This is a genomic window from Delftia sp. CH05, from assembly GCF_009827015.1.
Classification (GTDB): Bacteria; Pseudomonadota; Gammaproteobacteria; order Burkholderiales; family Burkholderiaceae_C; genus Comamonas; species Comamonas tsuruhatensis.
Genome location: NZ_WUMG01000004.1, coordinates 88065 through 111482, shown reverse-complemented (window position 1 = coordinate 111482; position 23418 = coordinate 88065). Strand labels below are relative to the sequence as shown.

The 23418-nt window shown below is 68.0% G+C and carries 17 protein-coding genes; 11 read left to right on the top strand and 6 right to left on the bottom strand.

Features of this window, described 5'->3' with window-relative positions; translation table 11 throughout:
• Window positions 1–99: 99 nt before the first annotated feature.
• Together gltS and GRX31_RS05555 are read left to right on the top strand one after the other, a co-directional pair.
• The gene (gene gltS, locus GRX31_RS05560) at window positions 100–1329 is read left to right on the top strand and encodes a sodium/glutamate symporter (RefSeq protein ID WP_160851813.1); all 1230 of its coding nucleotides are present in this window, start codon (window positions 100–102) and stop codon (window positions 1327–1329) included.
• A gap of 23 nt (window positions 1330–1352) precedes the next feature.
• Window positions 1353–2966 carry a phospholipase D family protein gene (locus GRX31_RS05555; protein WP_160851811.1) on the top strand — a complete coding sequence of 538 codons (1614 nt, stop codon included), beginning with the start codon at window positions 1353–1355 and terminating at the stop codon, window positions 2964–2966.
• A gap of 16 nt (window positions 2967–2982) precedes the next feature.
• Here GRX31_RS05555 and GRX31_RS05550 read toward each other — a convergent pair whose 3' ends face one another.
• The gene (locus tag GRX31_RS05550; protein WP_160851810.1) at window positions 2983–4305 is read right to left on the bottom strand and encodes an NAD(P)/FAD-dependent oxidoreductase; all 1323 of its coding nucleotides are present in this window, start codon (window positions 4303–4305) and stop codon (window positions 2983–2985) included.
• A 397-nt stretch (window positions 4306–4702) separates the two neighbouring features.
• Between GRX31_RS05550 and GRX31_RS05545 the strand changes: the two genes are divergently transcribed.
• Genes GRX31_RS05545 through GRX31_RS05535 form a run of 3 tightly spaced genes read left to right on the top strand, consistent with a single transcriptional unit; the run spans window position 4703 to window position 6119 of the window.
• Window positions 4703–4978 (top strand): ParD-like family protein, encoded by a 276-nt coding sequence (locus tag GRX31_RS05545; RefSeq protein WP_016447576.1) that lies wholly within the window; start codon window positions 4703–4705, stop codon window positions 4976–4978.
• Entirely contained in the window at window positions 4975–5781 is an 807-nt protein-coding gene (map, locus tag GRX31_RS05540; RefSeq protein ID WP_046986652.1) for a type I methionyl aminopeptidase, read from the top strand. Before GRX31_RS05545 ends, map begins: the two co-directional genes overlap by 4 nt.
• 2 nt (window positions 5782–5783) lie before the next feature.
• The gene (locus tag GRX31_RS05535) at window positions 5784–6119 is read left to right on the top strand and encodes an SMR family transporter (protein ID WP_012206837.1); all 336 of its coding nucleotides are present in this window, start codon (window positions 5784–5786) and stop codon (window positions 6117–6119) included.
• A gap of 27 nt (window positions 6120–6146) precedes the next feature.
• Here the strand turns inward: GRX31_RS05535 and GRX31_RS05530 are convergent, their stop codons facing one another.
• The 3 genes from GRX31_RS05530 to GRX31_RS05520 all read right to left on the bottom strand — a co-directional run bounded on the left by GRX31_RS05530 (window position 6147) and on the right by GRX31_RS05520 (window position 11078).
• On the bottom strand, window positions 6147–7793 hold the full coding sequence (locus GRX31_RS05530; RefSeq protein ID WP_046986656.1) for an acyl-CoA synthetase: 1647 nt from the start codon (window positions 7791–7793) through the stop codon (window positions 6147–6149).
• A gap of 471 nt (window positions 7794–8264) precedes the next feature.
• On the bottom strand, window positions 8265–9737 hold the full coding sequence (locus GRX31_RS05525; protein ID WP_046986653.1) for a hypothetical protein: 1473 nt from the start codon (window positions 9735–9737) through the stop codon (window positions 8265–8267).
• 3 nt (window positions 9738–9740) lie between these two features.
• Window positions 9741–11078 carry an SPFH domain-containing protein gene (locus GRX31_RS05520; protein ID WP_016451278.1) on the bottom strand — a complete coding sequence of 446 codons (1338 nt, stop codon included), beginning with the start codon at window positions 11076–11078 and terminating at the stop codon, window positions 9741–9743.
• A 276-nt stretch (window positions 11079–11354) separates the two neighbouring features.
• On the opposite strand from GRX31_RS05520, the gene GRX31_RS05515 reads away from it, so the two are divergent.
• From GRX31_RS05515 to GRX31_RS05495, 5 genes are all read left to right on the top strand, one after another.
• Window positions 11355–12080, top strand: a complete 726-nt coding sequence (locus GRX31_RS05515) for a response regulator transcription factor (protein WP_016447581.1) — start codon at window positions 11355–11357, stop codon at window positions 12078–12080.
• Entirely contained in the window at window positions 12077–14293 is a 2217-nt protein-coding gene (locus GRX31_RS05510; protein ID WP_160851808.1) for a sensor histidine kinase, read from the top strand. Before GRX31_RS05515 ends, GRX31_RS05510 begins: the two co-directional genes overlap by 4 nt.
• Before the next feature lie 41 nt (window positions 14294–14334).
• On the top strand, window positions 14335–16371 hold the full coding sequence (gene dnaG, locus GRX31_RS05505; RefSeq protein ID WP_160851806.1) for a DNA primase: 2037 nt from the start codon (window positions 14335–14337) through the stop codon (window positions 16369–16371).
• A gap of 260 nt (window positions 16372–16631) precedes the next feature.
• Window positions 16632–19067 carry an RNA polymerase sigma factor RpoD gene (rpoD, locus tag GRX31_RS05500; RefSeq protein ID WP_016447584.1) on the top strand — a complete coding sequence of 812 codons (2436 nt, stop codon included), beginning with the start codon at window positions 16632–16634 and terminating at the stop codon, window positions 19065–19067.
• Between the two features lie 149 nt (window positions 19068–19216).
• Window positions 19217–19696, top strand: a complete 480-nt coding sequence (locus GRX31_RS05495; protein ID WP_074920971.1) for a CYTH domain-containing protein — start codon at window positions 19217–19219, stop codon at window positions 19694–19696.
• 111 nt (window positions 19697–19807) lie between these two features.
• Here GRX31_RS05495 and GRX31_RS05490 read toward each other — a convergent pair whose 3' ends face one another.
• On the bottom strand, window positions 19808–20314 hold the full coding sequence (locus GRX31_RS05490; RefSeq protein ID WP_016447586.1) for a GNAT family N-acetyltransferase: 507 nt from the start codon (window positions 20312–20314) through the stop codon (window positions 19808–19810).
• Between the two features lie 102 nt (window positions 20315–20416).
• Window positions 20417–21925 carry a MocR-like pyridoxine biosynthesis transcription factor PdxR gene (pdxR, locus tag GRX31_RS05485; protein ID WP_016447587.1) on the bottom strand — a complete coding sequence of 503 codons (1509 nt, stop codon included), beginning with the start codon at window positions 21923–21925 and terminating at the stop codon, window positions 20417–20419.
• Between the two features lie 156 nt (window positions 21926–22081).
• On the opposite strand from pdxR, the gene gabT reads away from it, so the two are divergent.
• On the top strand, window positions 22082–23410 hold the full coding sequence (gene gabT, locus GRX31_RS05480) for a 4-aminobutyrate--2-oxoglutarate transaminase (protein WP_043791862.1): 1329 nt from the start codon (window positions 22082–22084) through the stop codon (window positions 23408–23410).
• Window positions 23411–23418: the final 8 nt, after the last annotated feature.

The following is a 23418-nucleotide window of genomic DNA, read 5'->3' as shown; positions in this document are numbered from 1 at the left end:
AGCAGGCCTGGCAATCAGTGGCTATCCTGACATCGCCCCCCGGCATGCCGCCTATCGTATGGTGCGCTGCCTTGCCCCGCCCACCGGAAAACGGAAGCCATGCACCTGACTTTCAGCGCCTACTACACCCTGATCTTCGCCGCCCTCGTCCTTTTGCTGGGCAAATGGCTGGTACGGCATCTGCGCCTGCTGCGCGAATTCAACATCCCCGAGCCCGTGGCCGGCGGCCTGGTCGTGGCCGTCGCCCTGTTCGTGCTCAACCAGACCCTGGGCTGCACCTTCAGCTTCAGCAGCGAGCTGCAGATGGCCTTCATGCTGGTGTTTTTCTCGTCCATCGGGCTGAGCGCCAATTTCGCCAAGCTGCGCGAAGGCGGCCGTTCGCTGCTGCTGTTCCTGGCCGTGGTCGCCGTCTTCATCAGCCTGCAGGATCTGGTCGGCGTGAGCCTGGCCAAGATGCTCGGGCTCGATCCGCTGTTCGGGCTGATCGCAGGCTCCGTCACCCTGACGGGCGGCCATGGCACGGCAGGTGCCTGGGGCCAGGTTTTCGAGCGCGAATACGGCATCCAGGGCGCGGTCACCCTGGGCATTGCCTGTGCCACCTTCGGACTGGTGATCGGCGGCCTGATCGGCGGCCCGCTGGCCAAGGCCCTGATCACGCGCCGCAGGCTTGCCGTGCATGACCCCGCAGCCGCCCCCGAAAAACAGCCCCCGCTGGGCGAAAGCGCAAGCCACGGCGGCTTCGAGAACCCCGAGCAGACGCGCCTGATCACCACCAGCGCGGCCATAGAAACACTGGCCCTGTTCGCGGGCTGCCTGGGCTTCGCCGAGTTCATGACGCAGTTCACCGCCGGCACCCTGTTCTCCCTGCCCACCTTCGTCTGGGCGCTGGCCGGTGGCGTCCTGATCCGCAACACGCTGGACTATGTCTTTCACTTCCAGGTATTCGACCGGGCCATCGACGTCTTCGGCAATGCCTCGCTGTCCATCTACCTGGCCATGGCCCTGCTGTCGCTCAAGCTGTGGGAGCTGGCGGGGCTGGCGGCGCCGCTGATGGTGATCCTGGCGGCCCAGACGCTGGCCATGGGCCTGTATGCCGCGCTGGTGACCTTCCGCATCATGGGCAGCAACTACGATGCGGCCGTGCTGGCCGCCGGCCACTGCGGTTTCGGCATGGGTGCCACGCCCACGGCCGTGGCCAATATGCAGGCCATCACCAACCAGTACGGCCCATCGCACAAGGCCTTTCTCATCGTCCCTATGGTGGGCGCCTTCTTCGTCGACATCGTCAATGCCACCGTGATCCAGCTGTTCATACGCTGGCTGCACTGACCACCACGAACACCGAACGCACCATGCCCCTGCTGCGCCGTGCCCTTGCCGCCACCCAGGCGCTCGTCCTGACCCTGCTGCTGGCAGGCTGCAGCCTGCCGCCCCTGGCCGGCCGCAGCGAATCCACGGCACTGCCGCCCGAGGCTGCCCAGGCCACGCTGCTGGGCCAGGCGCTGGCACCGCTGCTGGACCAGCATCCGGGGCTCACCGCAATCCACGCGCTGTCCGACGCACGCAATGCCTACGCCGCGCGCGCCCTGCTGGCCCGCGTGGCACAGCGCACGCTGGATGTGCAGTACTACATCTGGCGCGGCGACACCACGGGCCACCTGCTGCTCGACGAACTGCGCCGCGCCGCCGACCGGGGCGTGCGCGTTCGCCTGCTGCTGGACGACGGCGGCACGGCAGGACTGGACACCCAGCTCGGCGCCCTGGACCAGCATCCGCAGATCGAGGTGCGGCTGTTCAACCCCTTTGCCCAGCGCACGCCCAAGGCGCTGGGCTATGTCACGGATTTCTCGCGCACCCAGCGGCGCATGCACAACAAGAGCTTCACGGCCGACAGCCAGGCCAGCATCGTGGGCGGACGCAACATAGGCGACGAGTACTTCGCGGCCACCGACGGTGTGCTGTTCGCCGACCTGGACGTGGTGGCCATGGGGCCGGTGGTGGCCGACATTTCACATGCTTTCGACCAGTACTGGGCCAGCGCGTCGGCCTATCCCGCTGCCAGCCTGCTGCCGCCGCTGCCCGACTATGCGGTGGCGCGCGCCTACGAGGCCCTGGCCACCGAAGTGCAGCGCCCCGAAGCCCAGGCCTATGTGCACGCCGTGGCGCAAAGCCCGTTCACGCGCGAGCTGCTGGCCGGCCGCCTGCCACTGCAATGGGCCCGCGCCACCCTGGTCAGCGACGACCCGGCCAAGGTGCTGGGCCAGGTACCCAAGGAGGGCCTGCTGATCACCCAGCTGACCCCGGCCATCGGCCAGCCGCAGCGCCAGCTGGACCTGGTCTCACCCTACTTCGTGCCCACCGAGGCCGGCGTGCGCGCCCTGGCCGGCCTGCGCCGCCAGGGCATTGCCGTGCGCGTGCTCACCAACAGCCTGGAGGCGACCGACGTGGCCGTGGTCCATGCCGGCTATGCCCGCTACCGGCGCCCGCTGATCGAGGAAGGCGTGCAGCTGTACGAGCTGCGCCGGCAGATCGGCAGGGAGGACGACGAACCCAGCCCAGGCCCGCGTTCGCCCGCAGCGGCATCGGCAGGGAAAGCGGGGGTGGGCTCAGGCAGCCGCCCCGGCAGCTCGGGCTCCAGCCTGCATGCCAAAACCTTTGCGGTCGATGGCGAGCGCATCTTCGTGGGCTCGTTCAACTTCGACCCGCGCTCGGCCCACCTCAACACCGAGATGGGCCTGCTGATCGACAGCCCCGAGATGGCTTCGCAGATGAGCCACATGCTCGACCAGAGCCTGCCGTCCGCCGCCTACCACGTGCAGATCGATGCACAGGGCCGCCTGAGCTGGACCACGGAAAGCGGCACGCCGCCTGCGCCGCTCACCACCACCACCGAGCCCGGCAGCAGTGCATTCAAGCGCCTGATGCTGCGCGTGCTGGGCTGGCTGCCCATCGAGGGGCTGCTTTGATGCCGGGCCCGGCCGCTCAGTCCAGCCGGATCGACGGGCGCAGGCGCGAATTCATCAGATCAATCAGCCACAGCAGCCCGCCGCGCCAAAAGCCGTAGATGCGGGCCTGGTGCGAGCGGTACAGCATGATGTGGCTCAGCATGGCCATGCGCCCGCGGATCACGCCGCCGTTGAACAGGCCGAATTTGCCCAGCGATCCATAGGCGTCGTAATGGGCCAATGACACCAGGGCACCAAAGTCGCGGTAGGCAAAGCCTTCGGGACGGAAACCCGGCTCCTTCAGCAGGCGCGGCAGCGTCTCCACCAGATAGCGGGCCTGCTGGTGCGCCACCTGGGCGGTGGGCGGCAGCGGCACGCTGGCCCCGGGCAGGGTGAAGCTGGCGCAATCCCCCACGGCGTAGACATGGGGGTCGCTGGTCTGCAACTGGCCGTTGACCTTGAGCTGGTTGCCTTGCGTGGTCTCCATGCCCAGCTGCGCCAGGAAGGCCGGGGCCTTCACGCCCGCTGCCCAGACGCGCAGGCCTGCGGGGACGAACTCGCCGCTGGCCAGCACGAACCCCTCTTCGCTGGCCGACTGCACGCGGCCGTTGACGATCACCGAAACGCCCAGGGCCTGCAGGCGCAGGCGCGTGGCTTCGGAAATCTCTTCAGGAAAACCGGGCAGCAGGCGTGGCCCGGCCTCGATCAGCACGATGCCGAAGCGCGCGGCCTCGCCCAGCGCGCCATAGGCCCGGGCGCTCTCGGCCAGCTGCACCAGCTCTGCCGCCAGCTCCACGCCCGTGGCGCCGCCGCCCACGATGGCCACGCGCAGTTGCTCGCCGCTGGTCATGCAGCGCACCATGCGCAGGCGGATCTCGCTGTTGAAGGCATCGGCCTTGCGGCGCGAGTCGATCATGAAGCAGTGCTCGTCCACGCCCGGCGTGCCGAAATCATTGGCGCCGCTGCCCACGGCGATCACCAGCCTGTCGTAGGCAATGCGCCGGCCCGGCACGATCTCGCGGCCATCGGGCGCCTCGATGGGGGCCAGCAGCACCTCGCGGGCCTCGCGGTCCAGGCCGCACATTTCGCCGGGCTGGTAGGCAAAGCTGGCATCGCTGGCCTGGGCCAGGTAGGTGGTCTGCTGCTGGGCCAGGTCGCGCGTGCCGGCTGCAATGGTGTGCAGCATGGGCTTCCAGACATGGGCCGAATCGCTGTCCACCAGGGTCACCGAGCCGATGGCGTCCGTGCGCCCCTTGCCCAGCGCCGTGGCAATCTCCAGCCCCGCCACGCCACCGCCCACGACGACGATGCGCGCCCCGCCCGATGCCGTTGCCGAACCCGCTTCTTGTTCCTTGCCCATTGCTGCTCCCTGCCGGAAGGCCCGGCCGGCCGCACCATGCGCCGGCTTGCAGGACATTCGCTTCCAGACAGTCTTGATTCTTGTCAGTTTGGGTAGCAGGCGACTTGCTAGGGGTAAGCCCCAGATCTGCAACAGATATCTGATAGAAGACCGCCGATCGCGCAAGGCCCAGTCTTGTACAGGACCGCGCTGCAGGAAAAACATCATCCCTGCCGGATGGCCAGCCGGACGTAATCATTGCGCTATCAACACAAGAGCATCCACCCCGTACGTCACGCAGCATCGACGACAACATGGCGGCCTGCCTCTGCAGGCCTGCACGAATGTCCCGCCGCCGGGCCCGCGATTTGCGATTGTCAATATACGAAACGTATATTCCCCGTATGATCGCCACCCCATGGGAATCGTCAAAATATCCGACCAATTGCACGACCAGATCCGCCTGTCCAGCGCGGCCCTGGGTCGATCCATCAACGCCCAGGCCGAGCATTGGCTGCGTGTCGGCCAGTTGGCCGAACACCATCCCCATCTCGACTACGCAGGCATCTGCGCCCTGCTGCTGCAAGAGGCCGCGGCCACGCTGAAGCTGGGCGAGCCCGAAGCGGCACCGGCTCCCGCCGATACGGCAGCACGCCGCCCGCGCCCCGTGCGCCTGTCGGAAGGCCTGCAATGAGGGGCGCCAAGCTGCGCAGCGTTCCGCTGCACGATGCCCTCGATATCGGGCAATCACGCAAGGCCGGTGGCCTGGCCGCCCGTGTCCTGCAGATGCTGGTGCCCCACGTGCAGCCGGGCGTCAGCACCGAGCACCTGGACAAGCTCTGCCATGACTTCATCGTCGATGAACTGCGCTGCGTGCCCACCAACGTGGGCTACCACGGCTTTCCGAAGACGGTCTGCACCTCGCCCAACCACGTGGTCTGCCACGGCATCCCCGACGCCCGGCAGGTCCTGCGCGAGGGCGACATCCTCAACGTCGATGTGGCCGTGACCACGCCCGAGGGCTGGATCGGCGACACCAGCCGCATGTACTACGTGGGCCAGCCGTCCAACCAGGCGCGCCGCCTGGTGGAGACCACCTACGAGGCCCTGCTGGCCGGCATCCGCGCCGTGCGCCCCGGCGCCACGCTGGGCGACATCGGCCATGCCATCCAGACCGTGGCCCAGCGCGAGCGCTTCAGCGTGGTGCGCGAGTACTGCGGCCACGGCATCGGCAAGGTCTACCACGACGACCCTCAGGTGCTGCATTACGGCCAGCCTGGCCAGGGCATGGTGCTGGAGGCCGGCATGATCTTCACCATCGAGCCCATGCTCAACGCCGGCAAGGCGGCCACGCGCGAACTGGCCGACGGCTGGACGGTGATCACCAACGACAAGTCGCTGTCCGCCCAGTGGGAGCACATGGTGGTGGTGACCGACACGGGCTTCGATGTGCTCACGCGCTGGCCCGAGGGCACGGGCAGCTACGCGGCCATCTGAGCATGGCGTCCAACTACCTGTACCTGGGCCTGGCCATCGTCGCCGAGGTGGCGGCCACCTCCTGCCTTAAGCAGTCCGAAGGCTTCACGCGGCTGTGGCCCAGCGTGGTCACGGTCCTGGGCTACGCGCTGGCCTTCTACTTCCTGTCGCTGACGCTGCGCACCGTGCCCACGGGCGTGGCCTATGCGATCTGGTCCGGCGCGGGCATCGTGCTGATCTCGCTGGTGGGCTGGCTCTGGCAGGGCCAGACGCTGGACCTGCCCGCGCTGGCGGGCATGGGCCTGATCGTGGCGGGCGTGCTGGTCATCCAGCTGTTTTCCAAGACGGCCGGACACTGAGCCGCTGCCCGCGCTGCGGCCCGGCCCTCAGCCCGTGATGGCCTGGACCGATCCTGCCTGCCGGCGCAGCTCGAACTTCTGGATCTTGCCCGTGCTGGTCTTGGGGAGCTCGCCAAAGACCACGGCGCGCGGCACCTTGTAGCCGGCCAGGTGCTTCTTGCAGTGGGCCACGATGTCTTCGGCCGTGGTCTGGGCGCCGGCCTTCAGCTCGATGAAGGCGCAGGGCGTCTCCCCCCACTTGGGATCGGGCTTGGCCACCACGGCGGCGGCCAGCACGGCCGGGTGGCGGTAGAGCACGTCCTCGACCTCGATGGACGAGATGTTCTCCCCGCCCGAGATGATGATGTCCTTGCTGCGGTCCTTGATCTGTATATAGCCGTCCGGATGCTGCACGGCCAGGTCGCCCGTGTGGAACCAGCCGCCGCGGAAGGCCTCGTCCGTGGCCTGCGGGTTCTTCAGGTAGCCCTTCATGGCGATGTTGCCCTGGAACATGATCTCGCCCATGGTCTGGCCGTCATGGGGCACGGGTTCCATGGTCTCGGGATCGAGCACGCTGGCCGAGCGCTGCAGGTGGTAGCGCACGCCCTGGCGGGAATTGAGGCGCGCGCGTTCGCCGATGTCCAGCGCATCCCAGGCTGCATGCTTGGCGCAGACCGTGGCCGGGCCATAGACCTCGGTCAGGCCATAGACATGGGTGATGTCGAAGCCCAGCTGCTCCATGCCCTCGATCATCGAGGCCGGTGGCGCGGCGCCTGCCACCATGGCCTTGACTCCGGCGGGCACTCCCTCCTTCATGGCGGCCGGCGCATTGACCAGCAGGCCGTGCACGATGGGCGCGCCGCAGTAATGCGTGACGCCGTGGTTGCGGATGGCGTCGAAGATGGCCTGCGCCTCCACCCGGCGCAGGCAGACGTTGACGCCGGCGCGTGCCGCCACCGTCCACGGAAAGCACCAGCCGTTGCAATGGAACATGGGCAAGGTCCACAGGTAAACGGCGTGCTTGGGCATATCCCACTCCAGCACATTGCTGATGGCATTGATGGCCGCACCCCGGTGGTGGTAGACCACGCCCTTGGGGTTGCCCGTGGTGCCGCTGGTGTAGTTCAGCGCAATGGCGTCCCACTCGTCGGCGGGCAGCTGCCAGTCGAAACCGGCATCGCCGCCGGCCACGAAATCGTCGTAGTCCAGGCTGCCCACCTGCTCGGCGGCCGGGCCGTACAGCGTGTCCTCGACCTGGATCACCAGCAGCGGCGCGCTGCGCTGGCGCAGCTTCAGCGCCTTGGCCACCACGCCCGTGAACTCCGGGTCCACGATCAGCACCTTGGCCTCGCCATGGTCCAGCATGAAGGCGATGGTTTCCGCATCCAGCCGCGTGTTCAGCGCATTGAGCACGGCCCCCGCCATGGGCACGCCGAAATGCGCCTCCACCATGGGCGGCGTATTGGGCAGCATCACGGCCACGGTGTCGTTCTTGCCCACGCCCGCCTTGTGCAGGCTGCTGGCCAGCTGGCGGCAGCGCGCATAGGTCTCGCCCCAGTTGCGGCGCAGCGTGCCGTGGACCACGGCCAGCCGCTCGGGATAGACCTCGGCCGTGCGGGCGATGAAGCCCAAGGGGCTGAGCGGCGCATGGTTGGCGCTGTTGCGCTCCAGATGCTGGTCGTAAATGTGGGTCATCGTGGTCTCCGGTTCGCTGGGGTTCTTGGTGTGATGCAGGTCTGCCATTGCAGACTGGCGAAACCTGAAGATATAGCAAGACAGGCTTACACAAGCTTGATGCGCGACCACCGGGCGCGCCACCGCACAGGCCCGGATAACCAAAGCGGCATGCATGGTCTTTGCAGGGCATCACAACTTTCAGAATTTCATGGAAATTGAAAATACTCATGCAAAACAATCACTTGATCTGCCTGCAGACGCGCCCCCGACTGTCCCCCAGGCGACTGCACAACCACAGTCCTCTATAAGACATCATTTATCAGATGACTCGGCCGCACGGCCTCGGCTTCACTCGTAGAATCGCCGCTTGGATTCGCCGGCCAGCACCGCTGGAAGGCGAACAAGGAGTTCCTAGAGGAGTCGCCTGGCAACGCTCCAGGCATCGTTGGAGACGAGCCTGCACCCCACCGGTGCAGGCTTTTTTTTGCTTCAGCGCAGGCTCAGGGACTGGCGCTTCCAGGCCGGGTCCTGCCAGCGCTGGAACAGCGGCAGGGCGGACACATCGCCGGTCACGCGCTCGGTGGCCAGGCCGTCCAGCCGCACCACTTCGAAGCTCTTGCGGTAGCGGCCCTGGCCACGGGCCTCGCGCGCCACCAGCATCAGCTGGCCGCCAGGCACCCAGCCCGCCCATTCGGCCACGCCGGTCTCCGGCGCGGTGGCGGCGGGGGGAAGCACATCGGCCAGCCAGCCGCCTTCGGTCTTGCGCAGCACCCACAGTTCGCGCCAGCCTTCCAGCGGCTGCACGGCCAGGGCCACAGCCGTGCCCTCGCGGTTGGTGCTGGCCGATGCAGCCCACACCACGCCATAGGTGCAGCGGCGCAGCAAAGGAGCCTTGGCGCCGTGCTGGGCGTCCACCAGCAGCACGCAGGTTTCGCCGGCAGCACCGGGCTCGGTCAGCAGCGTCGGGCGGGCTCCGGCAGCAGGAGCCGCAGCAGCAACAGGCGACAGCGCCCAGCGCACGGCGCTCACCCGCATGGCCGCGTCGTTGTAGGCGCTCTGGTCTTCATCGGGCAGCTCGGACTTGCTGACGCCCGTGAACTCGGCCAGCGCCCGGGCGGCCGATGCCGCCACGGCAGGGTCGGCCATGCTCTTGCGCGCCTGCTGAAAGGCCAGCGCCGCCCACACGCTGGCGCGGCGCATCTGCACGCGGCCGCGCAGGTAGGGCGGCAGGCCGGTCACATCCACGCGCTCCAGCACATCGGCCTGCCAGGCGTACAGGCGGGCGCGCTCATGGGCCGGCAGATCGGGGTCCACGCATTCGGGCCGTGTCAGCGCCAGGGCGGCGCGGGCGCGCTGCGGCGCGTCGGCGGCCGGCATGGCCAGCACGCGGCGGAAGAATTCCCCTTCGTAGCAGACCTGCATGCGGCCTTCGACCTCATGGGTCGCAAAGCGCAGGCCGTAGCCGCTGGCCACATCCAGGTGGGCCGACAGCGTGGCGCCCGAGGTCTTGCCGGGCGCAGCGGCGGAGGCGCGCCGCGCCAGCCGGTCGGCAAAGCCGCCCAGTGCGTCGAAGGCCTGCGCGCCTTCGGCGCCAGCCAGGGTCCTGGCGGGCGCGGCCTGCAGGTAGGCGGCCGCCAGGCCGATGCCCAGCGCCTCGGCACCGGGCGTGTCCTGCACGAAGCGCAGCACGGCCAGCAGCGCGGGGGCATCGGCCTCTGTCAGGGCCACACGGCGCACATCGCTGGCGCGGATGAAGCCGCCGCGCTCGCGCTTGTGGTCCCAGACCTGGAGGTAGTCCAGGCGTTCGCCCCTGATCTCCAGCACCTCGCCCTGCCACAGGCTGGCCTGCTGCTGGGCGCCATCGCGCGGCGCGGCGCGCAGGCTGGCCTGGTCCTGCACCACGATGGCACTGCCCATGCCGGTGGCCAGCGCTGCGGCGGCCAAGGTCGATACGGTCAGCATGGCTTATTGCTCCTGAACGGCTGCGTTGGCATCTTCGGCCGCCACGGAGGCTGCGCCGGCCTGTGCATTGCGGCTGCCGCCCAGCAGGGCCGCGCCGATGAAGTCGCCATTGGTCGGCGGGGGCGCGATGATGACCTGGATCTTGTCCGAGAGCTTGTCGGCCAGCGTCTTCTGGATCAGCAGCGGGTAGCGCGTGACCAGGGTGCCTTCGCGCGCCATCTGCTCGGCGTTGACCTTGCCCAGGCGGTCCATGCGGAAGGCCTCGGCCTCGGCCAGCTTCTGGCGTGCATCGGCTTCGCCGTTGGCCTCGATGCGGCGGGCCTGGGCGCTGCCCTCGGCAGCTTTCACGCGGGCCACGCGCTCGGCCTCGGCTTCCAGCTGGCGCTGCTCGATCTGGCGCTGCTTGAAGGGCAGCACATGCTTCATGGCCTCTTCCTGGGCACGCGCCGCAATCACCTGCTCGCGTGCGGCGGCTTCGGCGGCCACTTCGCGGCGCACCTTGTCGGCATTGGCGTCCAGCTCGGTTTCCTTGACGCGCTTGTCCTTGAGTTCCAGCGTGTAGCGCATCTTCTCGGAGGCCAGCTCCTCGGCCAGCAGGCTGTCCATGCCGCGGCGGTACTCGGCGGGCAGGTCCACCTTGCCGATCTGGATGCTGCGCAGCGTCACGCCGTCGGCCGCCAGGCGCGTGCGCAGTTCGGTTTCCATGATCTGGGCGATCTCGGCACGCTTGGTCGAGAAGATCTCGCGCACGGTGTAGCGTGCGAACACCTTGTAGACCAGGCCCTGCACGGCGGGCTCCACGATGTCGCCGCCTATGTCCAGAGGCAGGTTGCCGGCCTTGACGGCGGGCGATGCGGGATCAAGCGCATAGCGCACGTTCAGGTCCAGACCCAGGGACAGGCCCTCGACCGACTGCAGGGGTGCGCTGCCATTGGCCTGGCGCATGGCCTCCGGACGGTAGCTCTGGTCGCGCAGGGAGAACACGCGCACCGTGTGCAGGCCCGGCACCACCCACACGCTGCCATCGCGCCACAGGCTGACGGAGCCCGTGAACTGGTTCAGGCGCACGCCCAGCGTGCCCTGCTCCAGGTGCTGCACGGGCGGGTTGCGCACCACCACCAGGCCGGCCGCCACCACCACGGCACCGATGGCCAGCCAGCGCACGGTACGTGCCGTGGGCAGCAGGACTGCCCAGTCCACGGGCTGGCGGCGGGGCGCGTTGCCCGGCAGCGTGCCGGCGTCGGCTGCAGGCTCGGAGAAATCGGCGGTGCCGGCTCCGTCCAGGCGGGCGGACTTGCGGCCCGTCAGGGCCTGCATGATGCGGTTCCAGGTGGCTTTCATGGTGTTCTCTCTCTCGGCTGTGATGGCTGTTGTTGGCTGTTGTTGGCTGTTGTTGGCTGTTTCTGAGGCACCGGAAACAGGGGTGGCTCATTGAGGACCGATTGTTCGGATCCACCCCGGAAGCAACAACGCAGCGCACGGACCAAAGCGCTCACACCGGCGGCGCAAACGCTCCGGCCCCGGAAGAAAAACTCACACCCGGGCCGGCGCAGGGCCGAGATAATCCCGCGAACACCGCCACGGCGGCCTCCCCCGACCCCACCCCTGCACAGCCCCATGACCCGTATCGCCGTGATCGAAGACGACCTGCCCACCAGCAACCAGTTGGCGGGATGGATACGCAGTGCGCGCAGCGGCATCGTGATCGACCAGTGGTTCACGCGCGACGAGGCCGAGGCCGCCCTGGCGCGCGAGCACTACGACGCCGTGGTGCTGGACATCGAGCTGGGCCGCGAGCGCCATGCCGGCGTGGCGCTGATCAACGCCATCAACAAGCTGGGCCAGGGCACGCCGGTGCTGGTGGTGTCGGCCATGCCGGCCGCCATCTACCGCAGCATCATGAAAGCGCTGGACGCCTGGGACTACCTGCAAAAGACCACCTTCGAGGAGGCGGACTTCATCGAGACTTTCCTCGACATCCTGCGCACCACGCAGCGCGCGGCGCCCGTGGCCGCGCAGGCCGCCGCAGCGCCCGCAGGCGATGCCCTGGTGCTGGACCCGCTGTGGCAGCGTACGCCCACCTGGCGCGGCGAGCGCATCAACCTGCCGCTGACGGCCCAGCGCATCCTGGCCACGCTGCACCAGCGCAGCGGCGAAGTGGTGTCCTACGACGAGCTGTTCGAGGTGGTCAAAAGCGGCCGCAACCGCGACAACGTGCGCAAGCACGTCAGCACCATCCGCGAGGCCCTGCGCGAGGTGGACCCGGGCTTCGAAGGCATAGAGAACGTGCCCATGCGCGGCTTTCGCTGGGTGGGCCAGGCCGGCGCCGCCGCCCGCGCATGAAGCGCCTGCTCAACCCCAAACTGGAGCTGCCCCGGCTGGAAGTTCCGCGCCTGGGCCTGGCCGCCTTCCGCCAGCGCATTCTGCTGCGCGGCGTGTTCGTGCTGCTGGCCGTGGCCACGGTGTCCTTGAGCGTGGTGGTGCTCAAGGATGAGAAGGAACGCGCCTGGCAGGCCTACCAGCACGGCTTTGTGCGCAGCCAGGCCGAGGTCATGGCGCGGCTGCGCCATCCTTCGGGCCGGCTGGCCCTGCTCAATGCCGGCCACCTGGGCCAGGGCGTGACACCGCTGGCGCCGCTGCTGCTGCCCTACGCGGCCATCGACTTCGACGATCCGCAAAAGTCCCAGCAGGCCGTGGAGATGGCCGGCTGCTCGGTGCAGTATCCCGATGGCGCCTCGCTGTGCGCAGCGATCGGCAACAACCCCTACGCAGGCGGCTTCATCTATCTGGTGGGCAGCTTCTTCGCAGGCGAGCTGACACCGCGCGAACGCGGCTCGCGCGAGCCCGCCCAGGCGCACCGCGCCCGCATCACGCTGGACATGCGCGGCAGCACCTACCGCTGGATCGCCCCCTATGAGGCCATGCCGCAGCAGGGCAGCAGGGCCGGCAACGGCGAGCACGGCCGGCTCACCGGCTTTGTGGACAACGGCACGCCCCAGCTTGACGCCCGCGCGCGGCCCGTGCGCGATTTCCGTGGCTGGCTCTGGCAGAACGGCCATTGCCGCGACCTGCCGCCTGGCGTGCAGGGCCATGCGGGCAATGACAAGACACCCCCTGCAGCCGATTGCCTGCGCCGCACGCACTACTCCATCCGCCTGCCGGTCGAGTTGTTCCGCGAGGCCCTGTTCCGCAGGGACGTGCGCCCCGTCTGGCCGCCCGAAGACCTGGGCAGCATGCGTGTGCGCGTGGAAATGCTGGCCCCGGGCGAGGCGGCCGCGCCCCTGTTCGACAGCAATGCGCCGGGGGCGCAGCTGGCCGCCTCGCTCAACGACATCTCGCGCAGCCTGCTGCCCGGCGAGCGCGTGCAGATCCGCAAGGTGGGTGCCGACGAGGCCAGCGCCATCACCCTCAAGGGCGTGGATGTGCAGGCCGCGCCGTCGGCGCCCTGGCTGCTGCGCCTGATCAGCTGGCTGCCGCTGGATGCAGCCGGCGTCTCCGCCGCCACCATGACCCCGGCCGTGCCCACGGGCCAGGACATTCTGGACACGCCCACGGGCAACTACACCGTCAGCTTCACCGGCCACCCGCGCGATGTGGAGCAGGGCCTGGCCGCCGTGGCCACGCGCCTGTCCTGGTACCTGGGCGCCATGCTGGCCGCCATTGCGCTGGCCTGGCTGATCGTCGAGCTGGGGCTGATCCGCCGCGTGACCGCCCTCACCCGGCGCGCCGCCGCCGTCTCCTACAACGTGCAGGACGGCCATGTCGGGCCACGCCTGGGCGATCTCGAAGTGTCGGACCTGCGTGGTTCCGACGAGCTGGGCATTCTGGCCGGCGGCCTGGCCGACCTGCTGCAGCGCGTGAAGGACGACCTGCAGCGCGAGCAGCTGCGCGCCCAGCAGGAACGCGACATGTGGCATGCCGTGGGCCACGAGATCATGTCGCCCCTGCAATCGCTGATGGTGCTGTACGGCCCCGACGACCCCGGCCACCGCTATGTGCAGCGCATGCAGCAGGCCGTGCATGTGCTCTACGGCACGGCATCGCCGGCCGAGGCGCTGCAGGCCGCCACCGTGCCGGAGGGCCGGCTGGACCTGGACGCCTTCCTCAGCCACGTGGCGGCCAACGCGCACTATGCGGGCATTGCCGATGTGGTCTACGAAGGCGGGAACAAGAGCGGGAGCGCGGGAGCCGCCGGCGCCGTGATCGTGCGCGCCGACGAATTTGCCCTGGAGGACGTGGTCACCCACATCCTGCGCAATGCCGACAGCTACCGGCCGGCCGGCACGGCCATCACGCTGTCGCTGTCGGCCTCCGAGTCCACCGCCAGCGCCACGCTGCACAACCAGGGCGCCACCATTGCGGAGGACCTGCTGGAGCGCATCTTCGAGCTGGGGGTGTCCGCGTCCCAGGAGCCTTCTGCCGCCAGCGGCGCCGAGCACCGGGGACAGGGCCTGTTCGTGGCCAGGACCTACATGGCCAAGATGGGCGGCACGATCAGGGCCCACAACACGCGCGATGGCGTGGCCTTCACGCTGACCTTCCAGCGCCTGGGCTGAGGGCCGGGCGCTGCCGGCCAGTGCCCCCGGGGCACGGCCGGATGGCCCCGCGAAGGCACAATACGCGGGTGTCCATTCCCCAATCGTTCATCCAGGAGTTGCTCGCGCGCGTCGACGTGGTCGACATCGTGGGCCGTTACGTACAGCTCAGGAAGGGCGGCGCCAACTTCATGGGCCTGTGCCCTTTCCACAGCGAGAAGTCGCCTTCCTTCACCGTCAGCCCCAGCAAGCAGTTCTATCACTGCTTCGGCTGCGGCAAGAACGGCAACGCCATCGGTTTTCTGATGGACCATGCCGGCATGGGCTTCGTTGAGGCCGTGCAGGATCTTGCCGGCCAGGTCGGCCTGCAGGTGCCGCAGGACGACATCAGCCCGGCCGAGCGCGAGCGCCAGGCCGCCCAGAAGCAGAAACAGGCCACCCTCACCGACGTGCTGAAAAAGGCCGGTGAATCTTTCCGCAAGCACCTGAAAGCCTCCCCCCAGGCCATCGAATACCTCAAGCGCCGCGGTGTCTCGGGCGAAACCGCCAGGCGCTTCGGCCTGGGCTATGCGCCCGCCGGCTGGCGCAACCTGGCCAGCGTGTTTGCGCATTACGACGATCCGCAGCTCGAAGAATCGGGCCTGGTCATCGTCGGCGAGGACGACGGCAAGCGCTACGACCGCTTCCGCGACCGGCTGATGTTTCCCATCCGCAACGTCAAGGGCGAGTGCATAGGCTTCGGCGGCCGCGTCTTCGGCGACGAGAAGCCCAAATACCTGAATTCGCCCGAAACCCCGGTGTTTCACAAGGGGCGCGAACTCTACGGCCTGTTCGAGGCCCGCACCGCCCTGCGCGACATGGGCTATGCGCTGGTCACCGAAGGCTATATGGACGTGGTGGCCCTGGCCCAGCTGGGCTTTGCCAACGCCGTCGCCACGCTGGGCACGGCCTGCACGCCCGATCACATTCACAAACTGTTTCGATTTACTGACGCCGTCGTTTTCAGCTTCGACGGCGACGGGGCGGGCCGGCGCGCCGCGCGCAAGGCGCTCGATGCGGCCCTGCCCTATGCCAGCGACACGCGCAGCGTCAAATTCCTCTTCCTGCCCGCCGAACACGACCCGGACAGCTTCATCCGCGAATACGGCAGCGAAGCCTTTGCCCGCTACGTGGGCGACGCGCTGCCGCTGAGCCGCTTTCTCATCGAGGCGGCCAGCGAAGGCTGCGACCTGGGCCAGGCCGAAGGCCGTGCCCACATGGCCAGCAATGCCCGCCCCCTGTGGACGGCCCTGCCTGACGGCGCGCTCAAGCGCCAGCTGCTGGGCGAGATCGCCGAACTCGTGCAGCTCGATGCGCGCGACCTCTCCGACCTGTGGTCGCAGGAAGCCGCCCGCAGCGGCCCGGCGCGGGGCTCCATGGCCGGCGGTGCTTCCCATCCGGGCCAGCAGGCCGGCCATGCACCGGCCGCGCCCGACTGGGGCCAGCCTGTCGAATACGGCGCGCCTTCGGGCTGGCACGAGCGTGGCGGCCATGGAAGCGGCGCGGGCGGCTGGCGCAGCGGCGAGCCCGGGCGCGGCGGCAAAAAGCCCTGGCCGCGCAAACCCTGGGACAAGAATGGCCGGGCCGACTTCAACCCGCCCCCCATGGGCCCGCGTGGCGCGCCAGCCACACGCACCGACCAGGCGGCACGCCTGCTCATGGCGCACATGGAATTCATGGAAGAACTCACCCACGAGGACTTCGAGGCACTGGCGCACTGCTCAGGCGAACATGGCGCCATGTTCCGCTGGATGGAGGCACAGTTCCAGGAATCCGGTGCCCGGCCCTTTGCCGTGCTGCGCGAACAACTGCGCGGCCTGCCTCACGAAACGCTGGCAGACAGGCTCATGAGCGGCCCCCACGCGCATCCCGAGGGCGAACTGCCCGAGCTGCGCCGTGAGTTGCGTGATGTCCTCAATCGCATGGTCATCGTCCACATCAAGGCCCAGATCGACGAAGCCTTGCGCGACATGGCACGGGACCCCAGCGCCGCCCAGCGCTATCGCGATCTCTTTGCCCGACAGCAGGCCCTGGAAAACCAGATGCGCACTTCCTCTTGAAATCGAGGTAAGCAGATATAATTGGGGGCTATCGGCAAGAGCGACAGCAGCACCTCCGGACCGGGCCCCGTGACGAACTCACGTGATTGCAGCAACTGCACGGCCCAATTTCCCGCAAGGACTGCACACCAAATGATCGCCCAGACATCTTGCCTGGAATATGTACGCTTCCCTGGCGGGCCTAGTCCGTCCGCGCGCGCTTAGGCGGCGCTTGTTTGAGTTTCCCTTTGTGTGTGTTCGCTCCCGACCGTGAGGTGCTCATGCCCGTTTCAAAGTCCGTGAAGTCCAAGCAGGCCCCCGAAGCTCCAGCGAAGCCCAAGACTTCGACAACCTCTTCAGCCCCGGCCGTCAAGGCCGGTGCCGGCAAAGCCGCTGCAGGACCGAAGAGCGCCGCATCTGCGGCCAAAGCAAAGAAAGATACCGACGTGGTAACCAAGTCCCAAGCCGAACTCAAAGCCATGGCCGACGAACTGCTCGCCGCCGCGACGCCCAAGCGTGGCCGCAAGAAGGCAGCCGAAGGCGACGACGCCCCCGCCCAGACAGAAAAGAAGCCTGCTGCCGCCAAGAAGGCGCCGGCCAAGGCCGCCACCTCCACCGCTGCAGCCAAGACTCCCGCCAAGCGCGGCCGCAAGCCCAAGGCCAAGGAAGCGGGCGACGACATGGACGACGCCGACCTGTCGGACATCGATGGCGACATCGATGGCGAAGTGGAAGGCGAAGTCGAGACCGAAGTGGAAGTCGAGGTCGAGGCCTCCTCGGCCCCGGCTGAAAAGGTCAAGCCCCTGCGCATGAAGATCAGCAAGGCCAAGGAACGGGCCTTGATGAAGGAATTCGGCCTGGACGAAACCGTCCTGACCGAAGAGGAAATGTCCACCCGCCGCCAGCGCCTGAAGGCGCTGATCAAGCTGGGCAAGACGCGCGGCTACCTGACGCACAGCGAAATCAACGACCACCTGCCCGACAAGCTGGTCGATGCCGAGACGCTGGAAGTCGTGATCTCCATGCTCAACGACATGGGCGTGGCCGTCTACGAGCAGACCCCCGACGCGGAAACCCTGCTGCTGAACAACACGGGCCAGTCCGCCACCACCGAAGAGGAAGCCGAGGAAGAGGCCGAAGCCGCCCTGTCCACGGTGGACTCCGAATTCGGCCGCACCACCGACCCCGTGCGCATGTACATGCGCGAAATGGGCACGGTGGAGCTGCTGACGCGCGAAGGCGAGATCGAAATCGCCAAGCGCATCGAAGGCGGCCTGATGGACATGATGGAGGCCATCTCGGCCTCGCCCGCCACCATCGCAGAAATCCTGGCCATGTCCGAGGAAATCCGCGAAGGCAAGGTCGTCATCTCCACCATCGTCGACGGTTTCGTCAACGCCAATGAGAACGACGACTACGTGGCCGAAGAAGACTTCGACGAATACGACGAAGAGGACGACGACGACGGCAAGGGCGGCTCCAAGGCACTGACCAAGAAGCTCGAAGAACTCAAGAACGAGGCGCTGCGCCGCTTCGACGCCATGCGCGAGAACTTCGACAAGATGCACAAGGTGTACGACAAGGAAGGCTACGGCACGCCCACGTACATCAAGGTGCAGAAGGCCCTGACCGAAGAGCTGATGACCATCCGCTTCACGGCCAAGACCATCGAGAAGCTGTGCGACCTCGTGCGTGCCCAGGTCGATGACGTGCGCAAGAAGGAACGCGAGCTGCGCAAGATCATCGTGGACAAGTGCGGCATGCCGCAGGAAACCTTCATCGCCCAGTTCCCGCCCAACCTGCTGAACCTGCAGTGGGTGGTGGAGCAGGTCGCGGCGGGCAAGCCCTGGAGCAGCGTGCTGGAGCGCAATGTCCCGCCCGTGCAGGAACTGCAGCAGAACCTGATCGACCTGCAATCGCGCGTGGTCGTGCCGCTGGACGAGCTCAAGCGCATCAACAAGCGCATGAACGACGGCGAGCGCGCCAGCCGTGACGCCAAGAAGGAGATGATCGAGGCCAACCTGCGCCTGGTGATCTCCATCGCCAAGAAGTACACGAACCGCGGCCTGCAGTTCCTGGACCTGATCCAGGAAGGCAACATCGGCCTGATGAAGGCCGTGGACAAGTTCGAATACCGTCGCGGCTACAAGTTCTCGACCTATGCCACGTGGTGGATCCGCCAGGCCATCACGCGCTCGATCGCCGACCAGGCGCGCACCATCCGCATCCCGGTGCACATGATCGAGACCATCAACAAGATGAACCGCATCTCGCGCCAGCATCTGCAGGAGTTCGGCTTCGAGCCCGATGCGTCCATCCTGGCGGCCAAGATGGAGATCCCGGAAGACAAGATCCGCAAGATCATGAAGATCGCCAAGGAGCCGATCTCCATGGAAACGCCGATCGGCGACGACGACGATTCGCACCTGGGCGACTTCATCGAGGACACCAACAACACCGCTCCCGTGGACGCCGCCATGCAGGCCGGCCTGCGCGACGTGGTCAAGGACATCCTCGACGGCCTGACCCCGCGCGAAGCCAAGGTGCTGCGCATGCGCTTCGGCATCGAAATGTCCACCGACCACACGCTGGAAGAAGTGGGCAAGCAGTTCGACGTCACGCGCGAACGCATCCGCCAGATCGAGGCCAAGGCCCTGCGCAAGCTCAAGCATCCGAGCCGCTCGGACAAGCTGCGCAGCTTCATCGACTCGCTGTAAGGCGCTGTGGATGCCGGCCCCCGGGCCGGCAACCACCCCCTGAAAAGCCCCGCACTCCCCTGCGGGGCTTTTTGTTTGTGGCGAGCCATCTGCCGGGCAGGGCGACGGTGGCGCGATAGACTGCCGCCTTTGTCTGCAAGGGCATCAGCATGGCTATCGAAATCGAACGCAAGTACCTTGTGGCCGACCCCGGCGTCGTGACCGGCCTGACCGGCGTGCGCATGGCGCAGGGATACATCGCCGACAACGGCATGTGGGTGCGGGTGCGCATCGCCGGGGACGCCGGATTTCTCACGCTCAAGGGGCCGGCACGCGGCATGAGCCGCGCCGAATTCGAATACCGGATTCCGCTGGCCGACGCCGAGACGCTGCTGGCCCAGCACTGCGCGCATGGCGCACTCGAAAAGGTGCGCTACATCGTGACGGTGGACGGCTTCGACTTCGAGGTCGATGTATTCGAAGGCCCGCTGGCCGGGCTGGTCACGGCCGAGATCGAACTGGCCAGCGAGGATATCCAGCCGCCCTCGCCCGCCTGGCTGGGAGCGGAGGTCACCGCTGATCTTCGCTACAGCAACGCGCAACTGGCCAAGACCCGGCAGGTGCCTTCACCGGCCGTGCTGCCGGGCTGATGCAGGACGGCCCTGTGGACGCCGGGGCTACGGGGGGCTACACGGGGGCCACCAGGGGGCGACAGAGGCCGCAGGGACTGACTGCCGGAACTTCCTGCGCTGTGCAGCGGCTCAGCCGCCGGCCCGGTCCAGGGCCATCGTCTGCACGCGCAGTTCGCAGCCCTCGCGCAGCGGCTGCAGCCCGCCCACAGGCCGGAAGCCGTTCGCCAGGTACAGGCGCATGGCGGGGGAGTCGGCATCGGTCACACCCAGCCGCACACGCTGCATGCCCTTGTGCCAGGCCCAGGCGACGGCCTGGGCCAGCAGGGCCTGGCCCGCACCCCGGCCACGCACGGCGGGATCGACCCACATCTGGAAGAGATCGGCCACGCCGGGCTCGGGGGCACACAGCTTGCACCAGAGCAGGCCGCAGGCCTGGCCGCCGTTGACGGCGAAGAGCACCCTGTCCCTGCCGCCGGCAACGGCGGCCTGCAGCCGCGCAGCCCAGTCCGCGTCAACCCTTGCGGCCTCCGACTCCCAGGTGCTGCCGAAGGCGTCGGGTGCATCGCGCAGGGCACGCAGGCGGATATCCCGGTACTGCGGCCATTCATGGGGTTCAACGGGGCGGATGGAGATCATGGTGCGTCCTTAGGCAGACAAAAAAGGGTTGGCGTCGGGAGCCAAGGCGGCGGGAATGGGGACAGAAAGGGCGGTGCCCGGCCGGATGGTCCGGCCCGGGCCTCAGCGCCGGCCATGCCGGGCTCCGAGCACTGCCAGCATGCGGAAGAAGGCTGCGCCTATCTCTTCCTCGGAAACGCAGGCATACCCCAGCAGCAGGCCACGCCGCCGGTGCGGACCCGCGTAGTAGCGCGACAGCGGCTTGACGAAGATGCCGGCCTGCCGGAGGTCCTCGGCGAGCACGACATCATCGTCCTGCCCGGGCAGCTGCATCACGAAATGCAGCCCCGCGCCGCTATCCACCCAGGGCAGGTGGTCGGCGCCCAGATAGCGCTCGATCAAGGCCATCAGCATGCGGCGGCGCTTGCCGTAGAGCAGGCGCATCTTGCGGATGTGGGCGGCGTAGTGGCCTTCCACGATCAGTTCGGCGATGACCTGCTGCGGCAGCTGGTGACCCTCTCGGTACAGCTCTGAATGGATGCGGCGCAGCGGCTCGGCCAGGGTCGGGGGCAGCACCATGTAGCCCATGCGCAGTCCCGGGTAGAGGGTCTTGCTGAAGGTGCCTATGTAGATGACGGGCGCGTCCTCCTCCATGCCCTGCATGCTGGGCACGGGGCTGCCGGAGAACCGGAATTCGCTGTCGTAGTCGTCCTCGACGATCCAGGCACCCACCCGGCGCGCGTAGGCGATCAGCGCGCGGCGCCGCGCCATGCTCATGACGGCGCCCAGCGGGTACTGGTGCGAGGGAGTGACGAAGATCAGCCGCGGCACGGGCAGGCCGTCCGGCAGATGCATGCCCTCCTCGTCCACTGGCACGCTGTGCAGGCTCAGCCCGTGCTGCATGCGCAACACGTTGGCGATGCCCCAGTAGCCCGGCTCCTCCATCCAGACGCAGTCGCCAGGGTCGGCAAGGCTGCGCACCACCAGGTCGATGGCCTGGTGCACGCCTTCTGTGATCAGCACCTGATCGGCTGCGCAGTTCACCGAGCGCGCCACGCGCAGGTGCTCGGCCAGCGCCTGCTTGAGCGCCTCCACGCCGCCGCGCGTGCCATAGGTGAGCAGCTGCGGCCCGGCGTGTCGCAGCAGGCGGTTGTGGATGCGCGCGTAGGCGGCGCGCGGGAACTGCGTCACGTCGGGCACGCCAGGCATGAAGGCGCCCCATTGCTGCTCCGAAGCCTGGGCGGTTTTCAGCAAGGCCTGTGCCTGCACGGACAGGCCGCCGCCAGGCGCAGGCGCTGCGGCGGCAGCGCGGCGGGCGGGTGCACGTCCGCCGCTCAGCAGCATGGCCGCAGGCAGGGTGTCGACCACCTGCGTGCCGCGCCCGACCTGGCTGCGCACATAGCCCTCCACCTGCAGCTGCTCATAGGCATGGTTGACGGTGTTGCGCGACACATCCAGCTCGCGGGCCAGGTCGCGCGAGGCCGGCAGGCGGCTGCCCGGCAACAGGGCCCCGCTGTCCACGGCCTGGCGCAGCGCCAGGTACAGGGCCCGGTTCAGGCGGACGCGGTCCCCGCCCAGCCCGCGCCAGTCCATCTGGAGGATGAGGTCCGCGCACACGGAAGGTTTTGCCATGTCTGCCTTGCCTGCGTTGCCTGCGTTGCCTGCCTTGTGGAAGCGATGGTGGCGAACTCGATTGGCACCATCATCTTTTCAAAAGATGGCTCCATTCATGGAACCAATCGCCACTATAACCGTAAGCATTGCAGCCACCTCAACGGAGACCTTCCCATGTCCAGCGCCGCCACCAACGACACCACCAGAGCCTCGTCCGTCAACCAGCAACTCCAGAGCCGGCGCACCGCCGCCATGCCGCGCGGCGTGGGCGTGATGTGCGGCTTCCACGCCGTGCAGGCCGACAACGCCTTGCTGACCGATGCCGAGGGCCGCCAGTACATCGACTTCGCGGCCGGCATTGCCGTGCTCAACACGGGCCACCGCCATCCGCGCGTGGTGCAGGCCGTGCAGCGCCAGCTGGAGTGCTTCACGCACACGGCCTTCCAGATCGTTCCCTATGAAAGCGCGATTGCGCTGGCCGAGCGCATCAATGCACTGGCGCCCATCGACGGCCCGGCCAAGACCGCCTTCTTCACCACGGGCGCCGAGGCGGTGGAAAACGCCGTCAAGATCGCCCGCCATGCCACGGGCCGCTCGGCCGTGATCGCCTTCCAGGGCGCCTTCCACGGCCGCACCCAGCTGGGCATGGCGCTGACGGGCAAGGTGGCGCCCTACAAGCAGGGCTTCGGCCCCATGCCGGGCGAAGTCTTCCACGCGCCCTTCCCCAGCGATGTGCAGGGCATCAGCGTGCAGCAGTCGCTGGACGCCATTGCCATGCTGCTCAAGACCTCGGTGGACCCGCAGCGCGTGGCAGCCATCATCGTGGAGCCCGTACAGGGCGAAGGCGGCTTCAACCCCGTGCCTGCCGCGCTGTTCACGGGCCTGCGCCAGCTGTGCAACCAGCACGGCATGCTGCTGATCGCCGACGAGGTGCAGACCGGCTTTGCACGCACGGGCAAGCTGTTTGCCATGGAGCACTACAGCGTGCGGCCCGACCTGATCACCATGGCCAAGAGCCTGGGCGGCGGCCTGCCGATCTCGGGCGTGGTCGGCCGCGCGGCCGTCATGGACGCACCCCACCCCGGCGGCCTGGGCGGCACCTATGCCGCCAACCCGCTGGCCGTGGCCGCGGCCCATGCCGTGCTCGACGTGATCGATGAAGAACGGCTGTGCGAGCGCGCCCACGCACTGGGCAACCAGCTGCGCGCGCGCCTGCAAGCCCTGCAGGCGCAGGATGCCGGCATCGCCGAAGTGCGCGGCCTGGGCTCGATGCTGGCCGTGGAATTCCACATTCCCGGCAGCGGCGAGCCCGACGCGCAGCGCGTGGCCGCCATCGTCCAGCGTGCGCAGCAGCAAGGCCTGCTGCTGCTGACCTGCGGCCTGTACGGCAACGCCATCCGCTTTCTCTATCCGCTGACGATTCCACAGCCGCTGTTCGCCAGGGCCCTGGACATCATCGACAGCGCCATCACACAGAGCGCGTCCCAGCCAGTCGCCGCCTGAATCCCCAT